We start from the raw sequence: 13,451 nt of genomic DNA, 5'->3' as shown, positions 1-13,451 counted from the left end.
AGGGGGAGGAGAACCTTTCTTCAGAAAGGTTCTCCTCCCCCTCCCCAATCTCATATCCCTACTCGCCCACACGCAACTCGTCACCGTGCCTGCCGTACCAGCAGACGTCACGCCAGACGCGGGGCGAGGTGTCGCCTTCGGTGCTGATGAGCATGACGCGTGAATCGGGGCCGAGCCCGAGGGATTCACGGAGCGGCGCGAGGGCGGGATTGCGCATGATGTGATCGAGCGCGCCGAGCGGTGCCGCGCCGGATTCGCCGGAGACGATGGGGGCGTCGCCGCCGCGCGCTGCGGCGTAGAGGCGCATCCCGTTGGCCGCCACGTAGTCGGGGCAGGAAACATAGGCCGAGGCGTAATCGCGCAGGATGGGCCACCCCACGGTGCAGGGCTCGCCGCAGGCCAGCCCCGCCATCAGCGTGGAAAGATCGCCCGTGACATTATGCGGCTGACCATCCCCTGCAAGGGCGGAACGGTAAATGCAGTCGGCGGCGTGCGGCTCCACAATGATCGTCTTGGGGAGCGCATCGCCAAGTTCCGACGCCATGTAGCCGAGCACGCCGGACGCGAAGGAGCCGACTCCCGCCTGAAGGAAAAGATGCGTCGGAGGCTCAAGCTCTTCGGCGCGCCACTGGGCCAGCGCCTCCACGGCAAGCGCGGCATAGCCTTGGATGATCCATGTGGGGATGTCCTCATAGCCGTCCCACGCCGTGTCCTGCACCATGATCCAGCCGTTTTCGCAAGCCATCTTCCACGCGAGGCGCACCGCGTCGTCGTAATTGAGATCCGTGATGCTGGCTTCCGCGCCGTGGCTGCGGATATTCTCCAGCCGCGCCGGGTCGGACCCCTTGGGCATGTAGATGACGGCCTTCTTGCCGAGCTGCTGCGCCGTCCACGCTACCGCCCTGCCGTGGTTGCCGTCTGTGGCGGATATGAAAGTAATGGGCCCGAGCCGCTCGCTCACGGCGGGGGAACAGAGATCGGCGGGCGTCAGATCGTCAATGGATTTTCCGAGCCGTTCCGCAAGGTAACGGCCCATCGCATAGGAAGCGCCAAGCACTTTGAAGGCATTGAGCCCGAAACGTTTCGACTCGTCCTTGGCCCGGATGTTCCCGAGGCCGAGCGTGGAGGCCAGATACGGCAGGGGGACGAGAGGCGTGGGCGCGTACTGCACGAAACCGGCATGGAAACGCCGGGCGCGCCGGGCCTCGGCGGCATTCAGTATATCCAGGGAAGCGCCTGAGCCGGGGCGCAGACGCTGTGCATTGATGTGATAAAGCATGTTGTCCATTGCGAACCTCCTGATGCGGCGGCAGAGTGAGCGGGAAAAATCCGGGCACATCCCGGGATGCTCCTTACCCAAAGCAAGGATGGGGCCAACTTGGACTTTTGCTATCACACCCATTTTCAAGCGGATCTTTCAGCATTTTCAGGCAACGCCATTCCCGAAATGAGAATTCTCCCGGATTGCGAACGCTTTTTTCTCATTACGAGAACAATATGCCCTGCCGTTCCGCATGGGCACAAAAAAACGCAGGCTCCGCGAACGAAGCCTGCGCCATATGAAGCCTTTTCAGGCTACCGGGCCTTATGAGGGAGCGTCCCCCCTATCCGCCGCTAGTCGAGCGCCGGAGCCGTCTTCGGGTCCATCATGCTGAGATCCAGCGGGTAGAAGACCACCACCGTCTTGCGGTTCTGGAGGCCGAGCGCGCCGGGGTGCGTGTTCAGGCAGACCACGAGGTCCTTGGTGCCGTCGTTGTTCGGGTCAGCCAGCGCGAAGTCCACAACAGAGCCCTTGATGCGGCGGGTCTTCCACTGGAGGCCGAGGCCCACGCCGTCCCAGTACAGGGATTCGATTTCACCCTCGGGGAAGAAGCGGTAGTTCTCGAAGAACTGCGCGGACACCGAAATGGGCTTGTTGACCAGCAGCTCCCAAGAGCCGTCCTGCTCCAGATCCGAAGGGATCATGCGCAACGGCACGAAATACTTGGACGGGATCAGGATGTTGTCTTTGCCCATGCCGGGCATCTGCGTCTGTTCGGCGATGCCGATGGCCGATCCGGAGAACTTCTCGTCCGTCTGGTTCAGCTGCGAACCTTTGTCCGAGAACACGCGGAGGCGTTCTTCATCGGTCAGCACCACAAGCTTTTCGGTTTCCTTGCCAGGCGTTCCGGGCAGCCACGCGAAGTTCAGGGCGTTCACGCCGCTCGGCAGATCCAGCTTCTTGCTCTGCACGAGGCTGTTGCCCTGCTTCATCATCTCATACACGCCGCCACGCGAGAAAATACGGGACGGGTCGCCCTTCTGGCCGATCAGCGTGGGCATGTAATCCGGAGGAATGCGAACCACGTTCAGATAGTAGGGGAGGCGTTCCGCCACTTCGGTGAAGGTATTCCCCTTGAAGCTCAGGACCATGGAATACGGCTGCGTGTAGTCTTCTTCGTAGGCCGTCAGGATGATCTCCTCAGCCCTGTCGCGGTTCAAATCGATGCTGCGGAGCGCAAGCGGCATCATGCGGGTGGGAATCTTGTATTCCCCAAGCTGCACGAGGCGCTCGTTCTGCCACTGATACACGTAAAGGCGCTTTTCGCCGAGCACGACCACTTCGTTCTTGCCGTCGCCGTTCACGTCGGCAACGATCATGCCCACGGACGCATAAGGAAGCGTCTGGCTGCGGTAACGCGTGCCGTCGCTGCCCTGATAGCGGAACTGCGGGTTCAGGTAGACCTGGCTCTGCGTGGCGTCCTTCTGGACAAAGTTGGGGTTCGCCTGCCCGGCGCTTGCAGCCGGAGCCGCCGCAACGACGCCGGAACCGCCGCGCCCGAAGACTTCGGCGTTGATGCTGTCGGAAACGCCCTGAAGGCTGGCGATGAGGTCATTGACGCGGGTTTTCGCGCCCTTGCGCCATTCCTTGCCCGCCTTGTCACGGACGCGCACGTCAAGGCTGACGTTGTCGCCCATGACCGTCACGTCGCCCCAGATGACATAGTCGGCACCGGTGGCGGAAAGGGCCTTGGCGGCGCTTCCCGCGTCGCTCACGGCCCCGGCCTTGGCGAGCGCGGCGTCGGCAACGGGCTGGAAGTGCCCCTGCCAGTAGAGGCGGGAGTTCAGCATGGACGGGATGGCCTTTTCCAGATAGGTGAACCCGCTGGAACCGTTCACTTTAAAAGGCAGCACCGCGTAGCTGCGCACATCGGCGGCAAGGGCTTGCGCCACAAAAACCAGCATTGTACACAGCATCAGAGCCGTACGGAATATCAGATGCATTCGTAAACTCCTTGGAAGGATTCGCCGGTTCAGCCCGGTCGACTTTTTTTACCATACTATAGACTTCCCCGTCTCCGCAAGCGCAACGCCGGAAACGGAAAGCGCCAGAAACTCTTTATCGCGTTTTTTCTAAATAGGATAGTATGACCGACACCCCCTCCCTCCGCCGTTCTTTTCGCCTCGTCTGCAACCCGGGACAGATCCCGTCCGTCGAGGCGCTGCTTAGCGCACAAGGCTTCGTTTTCGAGCCGGAACCGTTTTCTCCGCTGGCAAGGCGGCTGCTCCAGGAGCCGTTCCCGCTCGGCCGGAGCCTCGCCGCCTTCTGGGGGTACGTCTACATTCAGGACCGTTCATCCATGCTGCCCCCGCTGGCCCTCGCGCCCGGCGAAGGGGCCCGCGTGCTCGATATGTGCGCCAGCCCCGGCAGCAAGACGGGCCTGCTCGCGCAGCTTGTGGGCCGCGAGGGGTTGGTGCTCGGCAACGAACCGGCCCGCCCGCGCCTCGCGAACCTGCGCCGCAACCTCGCCGCGCTCAACCTCCTCCAAGCCGTGACCTGCTCATGGCCCGGCGAATCCCTGCCCCTGCCCGACGCCTCGTGGGACGCCGTCCTCCTCGATCCGCCCTGCTCCGGATGGGGGACCACGGACAAGAACCCGCAGGCGATCAAGCGCTGGCAGGGCGACCGCCTCAAACCCATGCTGGAGCTGCAGCGCAAGCTCCTGACGGAAGCGAGCCGCCTGCTGCGCCCCGGCGGAAAACTCGTCTATTCAACCTGCACAACCAATGTGGACGAGAACGAGGGCCAAGTCCGTTTTGCCGTTGAAGGGCTCGGCCTTGAGCCGATCCCGCTGGAGCCGTTCCCCGGCTTCGTTTTCGCCGCGCCGGAGCTCCCCGGCTGCGAAGGCACGCTCCGGGTGGACGAGGACGCCTCCAACGCGCAGGGCTTTTATATCGCCCTGCTGCGCAAACCCGGCGACTCCGCCGCCGTGCCCGGCCTCGCCCGGGGAACGACGGCCACGGCGGCCTACCGCGCGATCCCCCCGGCCTTCCTTGCGGAGTTCGGGTTGTCGCCCGCCCTGCTCCCTCCCGGCGATCTGGCGGTGTTCGAGGATTCCCTCCACTTCCTGCCCGCCCCGGCGCTGGCGCATCTGCCCGCCGCCGTGCGCTGGCAGGGCATGGCTCTCGGCAAGGCGTCGGCACAGGGCCTCATCCCCTCGGCGCGGCTCCGGGCTTTGCTTGATCCCGAACCTCAGCGCATTCCCCGCCTCGACGTCGACGACGTGCCCATCCTCGAACGCCTGCTGCAAGGCGGAAGCCTTGATACGGGGTTGCCCGGCAAAGAGGCGTCCCTGTTCTGGCGCGGGCTTCCCCTCGGGCGTCTCCGACTCAAGGCCGGGCGCGCCGTGTGGAGCGATCGGTAAAAGCATATTTCAGGACTAGTAGTGGTTTGGGGAGGGGGAGGAGAAACTTTCTGGAGAAAGTTTCTCCTCCCCCTCCCCAAACCCCACCTCCTTCTCTTCAAAGACTTTTGTGTTTATTGAATCCCTGTTCGCGGCATTCCGTTTTCAATGCCCCCTCCCCGCATCGCGGCTTCTCGTGTTCCCGGCCTTGCAAAAAACCTGCGGGGTCCGCTAGTATGGGGCCTCAAGGAGTGCCCCATGCTGATAGAAATACGCCGCTTCGCAACGCTGCCCCCGCACACGCCCGAAAACGACAGGCTGGACGTGGCCGAGGGAACCACGGCGGGCGAAGCCATGCACATCCTCAACATCCGATCCGCGGAACCCCTGATCCTCGTCAACGGGGTCCATGCCGGGCCGGATCGCATCCTGAACGACGGCGACAGGCTCGCCTTCGTCCCCGCCGCGGAGGCGGCCAACTCATGAATACCCCTTTGTCCTACTCCGTCACCCGCTGGAAAGACGGCGGGTGGCAGCACATCGACGACGCGGTCAGCCCCGAAGAACCCGTATACGTTTCGTGGTCCGGAAGCAGCTGCCGCCTGTGGGCGTGGCCCGACGACCTTGAACCGCTGGCGATCGGGCACGTCCTGCTCGATCGCCGGCATCTCGGCCCGGAAGCCGGCCCTTCGCCGTTCCGCATGTCCGGAAGCGTTCGCGCCGTATCCGTCCCGCCCGGCATCGACGCGAAACACGCCTTTGCCGTGGAACTCAAGCGCATGGAGAAAAAAGGGCACGATGAAACGCCCTCCATCGTCATGACGCCCGACGCCATCGTCAAACACATGGACGCCTTCCTGACGCTGGAAGGCTCCTGCCCCCTGCTCTGGGAATCCACGGGCTGCTTCCACCGCGCGGGGATGTTCGATCCCAAGACCGGAGCCTTCCTCCGCCTCGCCGAGGACATCGGGCGGCACAACTGCCTCGACCGGCTCGCGGGCTGGGCCTGCCTCAACGGCATCGATCCGGCGGAAACCGTGCTGTTCGTCTCGGCCCGCATCACATCCAGCCTCTACGCCAAGGCACGCCGGGCGGGTTTCTCGTTCCTCATCAGCCGCAGCGCCGTTACCTCCACGCCCGTGGAAATGGCCCGGCAGCAAAACAGGCTCCATCCCGCCCATCCCGTGACCGTCGTCGGCTTCTGCCGTCCCCGCGAGGAACGGCTCACGGTCTTTGCCGGAGAAGGCAGGATCGCATGATCGGCGTGGTGCTGGCCGGAGGGCGCTCCACCCGGCTCGGGCAGGACAAGGTACGCCTGCGCTTGCCCGGCGACGGGCGGGACATGCTGGCCCGCACCGCCGATCTCCTCGCCGCGTGCACGGACGGCGTGGTCATCTCGTGCCGGGCTCCCGATGCGGGCGAAGAAACCCTAGCCCTGCCGGGCATCCGTTCCATCCCCGACGCAAAACCCGGCCTCGGGCCGCTCGGCGGGGTATGGTCCGCACTTCGGGAACTCCGGCAACCGATCCTCGTGCTCTCGTGCGATCTGCCGTTCATGGACGTGCCCACGCTGCGCCGCCTCATCGACGCCCGCGGCGCCCGCCCCCCCGAAGCGCTCATGACGACGTTCCAGCAAGCGGAAACGGGATTCATCGAAGCGCTCGTCTCCATCTACGAACCGGCCTGCCTGCCCTTTTTCGAAGAGGCCCGCGCCCGCAACCTCCGGCAGCTCAACCTCGTGATCCCCGAAAAGCTGCAATCGCGCGTCGTCTATACCCGGGCCGAGGCCCTGCCCTTCTTCAACATCAATTTCCCGGGCGAACTCGAGCAGGCCAGACGCATGGCCGAGGCCGCACGTGAACAAAGGCACAGCACGGCTTGCCACGCCAGCGAGGAGGGGATACGGTGAAGGCTTCTCCCCACCGCGCCGCCCCTTGCGGCGCACAACCACCGGGCAGTTCCATGAACGCAATCCCACCCTTCGCCCATCTGTGCGAACCCGCCGCTTCGCTGGAAGACGGCCACGGCAGGACCGTCCGCTACATCCGCCTCTCTGTTACCGACCGCTGCAACCTGCGCTGCACCTACTGCCGCAGCGGCATGGAGACGTTCATTCCCCACGAATCCGTCCTGCGCTATGAGGAGATGGAACAGCTTGTGGACATGGCGATGGACATGGGCGTGGAAAAAGTCCGGCTGACGGGCGGCGAGCCCTTCGCGCGCAAAGGATTCGCCGACTTCCTCGAACGCCTGCGGGCCGCGCACCCCGCCCTCGACATCCGCGTGACCACCAACGGGACGCTGATCGGCCCCCATATCCAAACATTGAAAGCCATAGGCCTGAACGCGGTGAACCTGTCCCTCGACACGTTCGACAGGGACAAGTTCGAGCAGATCACGGGCCGCGATCTGTTCGGCAAGGTCCGGGAAAACATGGACGCCCTTCTCGACGCGGGTATCCCCTTCAAGCTCAACGCGGTCGCCATGCGCGGCTTCAACGACGACGAGCTGCCCGCCTTTATCGACTACGCCATGCACCACCCCATCGACGTGCGGTTCATCGAATTCATGCCGATGGGCGAAGGCACGCGCTGGTCGGACAGCTGTTTCTGGTCGGCCCCGGATATCCTTGACGCCGTCAAGGGGCTCGTCGCCGTCGCCCCCGTGGAGCAGGAACAGCGCAACGGAGGCCCCGCCCGGCTCTATACGCTTTCAGGCCCGGACGGGCCCGGCCTCGGGCGCCTCGGCCTGATCTCTCCGCTTTCCAGCCATTTCTGCACGTCCTGTAACCGGCTCCGCATCACGTCCGACGGAGCGCTGAGGACATGCCTGTTCGACGACCGGGAATACCGGCTCCGCAACGCCTTGCGGCATCCCAAGCTCGGCATCGAAGCCGTCCGCCGCATCGTCACCCTCGCCACCCGAGACAAGCCCATCGGGGCGCGGCTCCTTGAGCGCCGCCACAATGCCGTGGCTCAGCGGCGCATGACCGCCATCGGCGGGTAGGAACGCTCTTGAGGAATTGGGGAGGGGGGGAGAAACTTTCTGGAGAAAGTTTCTCCTCCCCTCCCCAAACCCCACCCTCTCCTCTTCAAAGACTTTCGACTTTATCGAATCCCTGTTCGTAATCTTTCTTGAGTCTGCTTTCCTTCTGGGGAATGCGTATTTCAATGCTGAAAGGCTTCAAGCGGGATTCATATTAAGACTGCGCCCACGAAAGGACGCCTTTTCCCGTTGGCCCCGTTCAAAAAACAGCACCCTCGTCAACCCCAAAGAACACATTTTTCTGCCACAGGAAAAGCGGTCGAGTGGGATTCGATAAAGAGAAAAGGCTTTGAAGGGAGAGGAGGGAAGGTTGGAGGGGGCGAGGGAAACGTGGGGGTGCCCCCTTCTTCAGAACGTTTCTCTCGCCCCTCAAATCTTTAAAAGGTTCCGGTGAATTATTCCCTTCGCAGCAGCAAGGGGATAAGCCGCCAAAACGCAAAGAACAGCGCGATGAGGTTGGCGGTCCACGCGGCGAGGAACGGGTGCAGGATGCCGCGCTGCCCAAGCGTCGTACCGAGGGTATACACCGCGAAGTACAGGAACGTGCACAGCAGCGCGACGGTCACGGCGATATAGATGTTGTCCTTCCACGAGACAATGGCCGTCGCCACGAAGGCCATGACCAGAATCGATGCCGCATAGGCCAGCTTGGCGTGCCACGCCGTACGGAGCGCCTCCACATTGGAACCGGAAGATTTCAACTGGCTGATGGCGTCCCCAAGCTGCCAGAGCGGCAACTGCTGCGGCTTCGTGCCCGTACTGACGAGCCGGAAGGTTTCGGGATCCTGCCTGAGCGGGAGGACGAAATCCGGCTCTTGCTCCTGCGTGAAGGTGTCGGGCGTGTAGACGCGCACATCCTGCAAGGCCCAGTGGCTGGGCTCGGCGGTGAACGTGGACGCCTGCACGATGCGCTTGATGCTCAGGCCGTCGTCGGACAGTTCATACCCGGAAAAGCCTGTGCCGTGCGCCTGGGGATCAAGCGTACCGAGCGAGACGATCCAGTCCCCATCCGTAAACCAGACATCCTTCAGCACCGTTGCCGCGAGGTTCTTCTTGCGGACCTCTTCCTGCCAGATGCGGGCGGACTCGCGTTCCCCGGCAACGCCCAGATATTCGGAGAAACCAAGCTGGACGCCGCCCCAGAAAATGCCGCAAAGGATCATGGAGCTTGCCACCACGCCGAGGGAGATGCCCCCGGCCTGCAACGCCGTCAGCTCGCGGCTGCGAGCCATGATGCACAGTTGGATGACCGTGGACAGCAGGAAGATCACCGGCAGGATCTGCGAAATCACGAGCGGCATCTTCACGACGAAGTAGGTGAGCACCATGCCCACGGACAGCCCGGCCTCGATGAAGTTGTCAAGACGCTCGAACAGGTCCGTAAGCACATACAGGCCGATGCCGACGGCAAGGGTCGGCAGCAGGATCATCGCGTTGTTCTTGGTCAGATAGCGGAAAAGCAGGCTCATGACGTCCTCCGTGTCCGCAGGTTGCGGAAGAAGGTCGCCACGTGCGGCGTTCGCTCATGCGCCGTCAGCCATAGCCCGTAGATGCCGAGGCATAGGAACAGGATGTTCGGGACCCACAACCCTATGGAGGGGGGGATGGCCCCGGACTCGCCCGTACTGAACCCAAGCGACATCAGGCTGTAATACACGAAGAACATGGCAAGGGCCAACATGAGCCCCGTCTGCCTGTGCAGCCCCTCAAAGGCCGAAGCCAGCGGCAGCACGAAGAGGGTCAGGGCGATGCACGCCACCGGATAGGCCCAGCGCTTGTGGCGCTCCACCTCCAGCTTGTTGGCGTAGTTGGCGTCCACTTTTAGCGCTTCCTCCCGCGTGATGCTGGAGAGCTTGCTCCATGACATCTCGCGGGGCCGCACATCTCCGAGATCAAGGCTCTTGAAGAGGGAGTCCAGCGGCAGCCGCACTTTGTATTCGTCGAAGGCCAGCACCGAGGACCCCTTCTTATCCGTGGTGTAGATCTTGCCGTCCTCAAGCAGGAATACCAGCTCGCCGCGCTCGGTATCGGTATCGAAGCGCCCTTCCGGGGCGAGGATGGTCATGTGGCGCTCAGGGTGCGAACGGTCGTCCACCAGAACCTGCGACATATCCCCGTCACCGGGGTTCACCTGCCGGGCGAAAAGCACCAGATTGGGGAAGTCCGTATTGAAGACGCCGGGCTGCACCACGACACGGGCGCGTGTATTGGCGATTTCAAGGATCGTTTCCCGGAAATGCCCCATGCCCCACGCCAGCCAATGCAGGGATACCCAGAGCGTCAGCAACATGCAGATCACACTGAACAGGAGCGGCGCGGGAAGCATCTGATAGATGTTGATGCCCCCCGCACGCAGGGCGACCAGCTCGCGGTCCGTGCTCATGCGCAGGAAGGTCAGGAAGACGCTGAGCATACAGGCGATGGGAATCACCAGCATGAGGAACAGCGGGGTCATATAGCCGAACAGCAGAACGGTATCCAAGATGCCGAGATCCAGCCCCAGAAACAGTTCCCGCATCTGCACCGCCCGGCTGATGAGGATGAGCGTCAGCAGCACCCCCACGGCGAGAACGAACAGGTTGGCGATTTCTTTAAATATCTGTCTCTGAAGAAGCGAAGGCATCGGGCAACGTCCTGTAGGGGAACAAAGTTAGCGTTTGCACGGGGCGGAAGGCTCCTGTCCTGTTTCGGAAAAAAGGCGGGCAAGCTGGGCCGCATCCAGCGGCGTCAGATTGAAGCGCATACCCGCTTCGTCAAGCAGGGAGGAAAGCGGCGCATCCGGGCGGCGGCAGCGTTCTTCCTGCACATATTCCAAAGCGCGGCGGACCAGTTCGCCGTGTTCGATGAGCGTCATGTGATACCTCCGTGATTAGAACGCGGCGCTATCACCGGGCTTCATGGAGACCAGGCGGACATCTGGAGCCACGGAAGCGAGATGCGACGCAAAGGCCGAGGTGTCCTTCGCAAGGACCGGGAATGTCCCCCAGTGCATGGGGATCACGGCCTTGGGCTTGAGCAGACGCGCGGCATGGGCGGCCTGCAACCCGTCCATCGTGAAGAAGCCGCCCACGGGCAGCAGCGCCAGATCCAGCGGATACAGCGAACCTATCAGCTCCATCGAGGAGAAGAGGCCGGTATCGCCCGCGTGATAGAAGGTAAAGCCGTCCGGCATGGTCACGACGTACCCTGCGGGGGCCCCGGATTCCGAAGTATGGAACGCCTGCGTCATGGTGACCCGGACGCCCTTCACTTCGATGGTGCCCCCGATATTGAAGCCGATCCCGGCGGGAATGCTGGCTTGCGGCATCCCGGCGTCGATCAGGCGTTCGGCCGTGCCGACGATGCAGCCGCAGGTTGCGCCGCTGCTTTTGCAGATCGCCACGGCGTCACCCGTATGATCGCCGTGATCATGGGTGATGAGCACCAAATCCGGCTTCCCGGCCTCATTCCACGTCACGGGGCAGGAAGGGTTATGCGTGAAGAAGGGATCTATGAAAACAGTCACGTCGCCGCAAGAAACCTTAAAATTGGAATGACCGTACCAAGTAACGGAAACGCTCATGGAATACTCCTTAAGATAAAGAAAAAGAAGGGGAAGCGTAACAAACGGATGGACACAAAAACACGGCTCCGACACCAAACGAGCCGCAGCACGCTCCCGGTACCGGAGCATACAGCTTGACAGGACGCGGCACAAGAGCTAGCTTCCCAACTCTGTAGTGTCCCCTTCCGGGGAAACTCCGCGCCCGTAGCTCAGTCGGATAGAGCGTTAGCCTCCGGAGCTAAAGGCCGTGCGTTCGAATCGCGCCGGGCGCACCATGAAATCAACCCCTTACAGATAGCAATCTGTAAGGGGTTTGCTTTTCCCAACGCGGTTTCAAAAATCAGGCTCTTTCCATGTCTCAACTCCCGTTCTTTTCCTAAAATTCCGTAAATTCCCTGCCCAATACCCTGAAAAAATACTTATAATAGCTCCGGTCTAGTACGATAGATGGCTTTCACGCGTTGGCTTCCTCGTATCGTTTCACAAAGGCTTGCCACGGTTATCCGACTTTCATTCGCCAGGTGTGCGGACCTCCTCCGCCTGCGCCGTTCCGTGTCGGCTTGCTCAATTCCAGCCGTACGCATGGTGCGAATATCGTTTCTCCTTAGAAGCGGCTATACTTTCGGATTCCCTCCCTACGGATTCTTCTATCTCTTTGGCCCCCCTTCCACCCCAGCGATACTGAATATAGGACATCCGCTCTTCACCGTATCTATCCAACCGGGCCACCATTCAAAATGACGCCCGCGTAACATATCTTTTGCCTCTTGGCTGTTGTCATTTTGCACTCCAATCATCTTTTCCCGCACACAAGAAAAATAGAAATCGACAGAAATCAACAGAAAACTGTTCTCAATTTATCATGTAAAAACAGAGTGATAAAGATACAAATAGGACTTCCTAGAAACACAAAAAATCAGTTCATAGACTCCAGAGTTAAAGGCCTCGCGTTCGAATTGAGACAAAATAATATAATAATACCCCCGCATAGCGGGTGGTTTTCTCCAGCCCCATAAGGACTTGTTACCGGCAGCGTCTAAAGGCGCTGGCTTTCACTCTGTTCAACAGTGCCGTTATCACTTTGGCTTACCCTTTGACGGGGTTGGCATACTCGCGTGTAGTCAACTTATCTTGCATGATGTCATGCCGTTCTTGTTGCTGGATGTATTTCTTTATCGTTGATTCATTGAGTCCTACCGTACTCACATAATAACCTTTTGGCCCAAAATTTTCTGTTGCCGAATTTGTACTTCAAGTTTGCGTGACTATCAAAAATCATCAAGGAACTTTTGCCCTTCAGATATCCCATGAAACTCGACACGCTGATCTTTGGCGGGATACTCACCAGCATGTGAACATGATCGGGCATAAGATGGCCCCCTATAATATCTATTCCTTTGGGCTTGCATAAATCTCGTAAAATTTCCCGTACACTTTCACGTAGTTGCGAAATATTATTTTCCTTCTAAATTTTGGTGTAAAAATGATATGATACTTGCATAACCACTTGGTGTGAGCTAAACTTTGGGCCTTGGTTCCCATAAAAAACACCTTTCCCTTACGCTGAAGCCTGAACAACTTCTGCGTACAGGAAAGGTGTTTTTTTGTGTATAACACTTGTCTCCACCCGCATAGCGGGTGGTTTTCTATTTCAGTCTCTTCGCTCCTTCAACGGGCTAAACCCACAATAAAATAAATATGTTAAAAAATAAAAACCAATTTTTTTCATGATTAAAAAATTTTCACCCCCTGTTTTCAATATTTAGGCTAAAATTTGAGATGACTCCGTAGCAAGAGTAGCAATAAAACCGTTACGGAGGAGAAGTTATTCAAGAATATTTCTTCCCTACTTATCCTTACTAGGGTCAGGACTCGTTAATGAAGATAAAAGATAACACAGACAGCAAGGCAGATGGCTGAGAAAAAGGTATGGGCACAGCGGTCATAACGTGTTGCGATACGCCGCCAGTCCTTCAGTTTGCTGAACGTATTTTCAATGAGATGCCGACGTTTATACAGCGTTTTGTCGAAAGGAAAGGCTGCATTTCTGGTTTTCCGAGGAGGTATGCAGACCGTCATCCCCCTCGCTTTCAGAGACTCCCGCAACCAGGCCGCATCATACCCTCCGTCTGCCAGAAAGATGCCGTCTTCGGGAAGAAGGTGCTGGAGAATGGCCGCTCCCTTGTAATCGCTGACCT

General features: G+C 60.2%; 12 protein-coding genes, 1 tRNA gene and 1 pseudogene. 6 read left to right on the top strand and 8 right to left on the bottom strand.

Translation table 11 applies throughout. The features are described from left to right. Positions 1-58: 58 nt before the first annotated feature. Both dpaL and T370_RS0118875 read right to left on the bottom strand, forming a co-directional pair. Entirely contained in the window at positions 59-1,288 is a 1,230-nt protein-coding gene (gene dpaL / locus T370_RS0118880; RefSeq protein WP_029436668.1) for a diaminopropionate ammonia-lyase, read from the bottom strand. 326 nt (positions 1,289-1,614) lie between these two features. After that, positions 1,615-3,264 (bottom strand): FG-GAP repeat domain-containing protein, encoded by a 1,650-nt coding sequence (locus T370_RS0118875; RefSeq protein ID WP_029436667.1) that lies wholly within the window; start codon positions 3,262-3,264, stop codon positions 1,615-1,617. A 143-nt stretch (positions 3,265-3,407) separates the two neighbouring features. Here T370_RS0118875 and T370_RS0118870 point away from each other — a divergent pair, with 143 nt between their 5' ends. From T370_RS0118870 to moaA, 5 genes are all read left to right on the top strand, one after another. Beyond that, positions 3,408-4,685: an RsmB/NOP family class I SAM-dependent RNA methyltransferase gene (locus T370_RS0118870; RefSeq protein WP_029436666.1), complete on the top strand. Its 1,278-nt coding sequence runs from the start codon at positions 3,408-3,410 to the stop codon at positions 4,683-4,685. A gap of 237 nt (positions 4,686-4,922) precedes the next feature. Continuing rightward, on the top strand, positions 4,923-5,150 hold the full coding sequence (locus T370_RS0118865; protein WP_029436665.1) for a MoaD/ThiS family protein: 228 nt from the start codon (positions 4,923-4,925) through the stop codon (positions 5,148-5,150). Further along, positions 5,147-5,923: a formate dehydrogenase accessory sulfurtransferase FdhD gene (locus T370_RS0118860; protein ID WP_029436664.1), complete on the top strand. Its 777-nt coding sequence runs from the start codon at positions 5,147-5,149 to the stop codon at positions 5,921-5,923. The genes T370_RS0118865 and T370_RS0118860 overlap by 4 nt, the downstream gene beginning before the upstream one ends. Further along, positions 5,920-6,573: a molybdenum cofactor guanylyltransferase gene (mobA, locus tag T370_RS0118855; protein WP_029436663.1), complete on the top strand. Its 654-nt coding sequence runs from the start codon at positions 5,920-5,922 to the stop codon at positions 6,571-6,573. The genes T370_RS0118860 and mobA overlap by 4 nt, the downstream gene beginning before the upstream one ends. A gap of 53 nt (positions 6,574-6,626) precedes the next feature. Next, positions 6,627-7,670, top strand: coding sequence for a GTP 3',8-cyclase MoaA (gene moaA / locus T370_RS0118850; RefSeq protein ID WP_370790946.1), 1,044 nt, complete (start codon positions 6,627-6,629; stop codon positions 7,668-7,670). Between the two features lie 434 nt (positions 7,671-8,104). Here the strand turns inward: moaA and T370_RS0118845 are convergent, their stop codons facing one another. From T370_RS0118845 to T370_RS0118830, 4 genes are read right to left on the bottom strand one after another with little or no spacing between them, the layout of a single operon-like run. Then, positions 8,105-9,178 (bottom strand): LptF/LptG family permease, encoded by a 1,074-nt coding sequence (locus T370_RS0118845; protein ID WP_029436661.1) that lies wholly within the window; start codon positions 9,176-9,178, stop codon positions 8,105-8,107. After that, a complete protein-coding gene (gene lptF, locus T370_RS0118840; RefSeq protein ID WP_009380343.1) occupies positions 9,175-10,332 on the bottom strand; it encodes an LPS export ABC transporter permease LptF in 1,158 nt (385 codons plus the stop codon). The genes T370_RS0118845 and lptF overlap by 4 nt, the downstream gene beginning before the upstream one ends. Before the next feature lie 27 nt (positions 10,333-10,359). After that, positions 10,360-10,563: a hypothetical protein gene (locus tag T370_RS0118835; protein WP_005028252.1), complete on the bottom strand. Its 204-nt coding sequence runs from the start codon at positions 10,561-10,563 to the stop codon at positions 10,360-10,362. A 15-nt stretch (positions 10,564-10,578) separates the two neighbouring features. Further along, complete coding sequence (locus T370_RS0118830; RefSeq protein ID WP_029436660.1) at positions 10,579-11,271, bottom strand: metal-dependent hydrolase; 693 nt, start codon at positions 11,269-11,271, stop codon at positions 10,579-10,581. 180 nt (positions 11,272-11,451) lie between these two features. On the opposite strand from T370_RS0118830, the gene T370_RS0118825 reads away from it, so the two are divergent. Continuing rightward, a tRNA-Arg gene (locus tag T370_RS0118825) sits at positions 11,452-11,528 on the top strand. Between the two features lie 811 nt (positions 11,529-12,339). Here the strand turns inward: T370_RS0118825 and tnpA are convergent. Further along, positions 12,340-12,795, bottom strand: a pseudogene (gene tnpA / locus T370_RS23150) (IS200/IS605 family transposase). A gap of 333 nt (positions 12,796-13,128) precedes the next feature. Beyond that, a partial coding sequence (locus T370_RS0118815) for a transposase (RefSeq protein WP_029436659.1) occupies positions 13,129-13,451 on the bottom strand: 323 nt, incomplete at its 5' end.

Origin of the sequence: Bilophila wadsworthia ATCC 49260 (assembly GCF_000701705.1) — a bacterium.
Classification (GTDB): domain Bacteria; phylum Desulfobacterota; class Desulfovibrionia; order Desulfovibrionales; family Desulfovibrionaceae; genus Bilophila; species Bilophila wadsworthia.
The sequence above is the reverse complement of the archived record's forward strand: the minus strand, read 5'-3'. Positions and strand labels throughout refer to the sequence as shown.

Bases quoted from the DNA above. Each gene is read 5' to 3' on its own strand.
- dpaL (WP_029436668.1), bottom strand. From the start codon at position 1,288: ATGGACAACATGCTTTATCACATCAATGCACAGCGTCTGCGCCCCGGC.
- T370_RS0118860 (WP_029436664.1), top strand. From the start codon at position 5,147: ATGAATACCCCTTTGTCCTACTCCGTCACCCGCTGGAAAGACGGCGGG.
- moaA (WP_370790946.1), top strand. From the start codon at position 6,627: ATGAACGCAATCCCACCCTTCGCCCATCTGTGCGAACCCGCCGCTTCG.
- T370_RS0118845 (WP_029436661.1), bottom strand. From the start codon at position 9,178: ATGAGCCTGCTTTTCCGCTATCTGACCAAGAACAACGCGATGATCCTG.
- T370_RS0118830 (WP_029436660.1), bottom strand. From the start codon at position 11,271: ATGAGCGTTTCCGTTACTTGGTACGGTCATTCCAATTTTAAGGTTTCT.
- T370_RS0118865 (WP_029436665.1), top strand. From the start codon at position 4,923: ATGCTGATAGAAATACGCCGCTTCGCAACGCTGCCCCCGCACACGCCC.
- T370_RS0118870 (WP_029436666.1), top strand. From the start codon at position 3,408: ATGACCGACACCCCCTCCCTCCGCCGTTCTTTTCGCCTCGTCTGCAAC.
- T370_RS0118835 (WP_005028252.1), bottom strand. From the start codon at position 10,563: ATGACGCTCATCGAACACGGCGAACTGGTCCGCCGCGCTTTGGAATAT.
- T370_RS0118875 (WP_029436667.1), bottom strand. From the start codon at position 3,264: ATGCATCTGATATTCCGTACGGCTCTGATGCTGTGTACAATGCTGGTT.
- mobA (WP_029436663.1), top strand. From the start codon at position 5,920: ATGATCGGCGTGGTGCTGGCCGGAGGGCGCTCCACCCGGCTCGGGCAG.
- lptF (WP_009380343.1), bottom strand. From the start codon at position 10,332: ATGCCTTCGCTTCTTCAGAGACAGATATTTAAAGAAATCGCCAACCTG.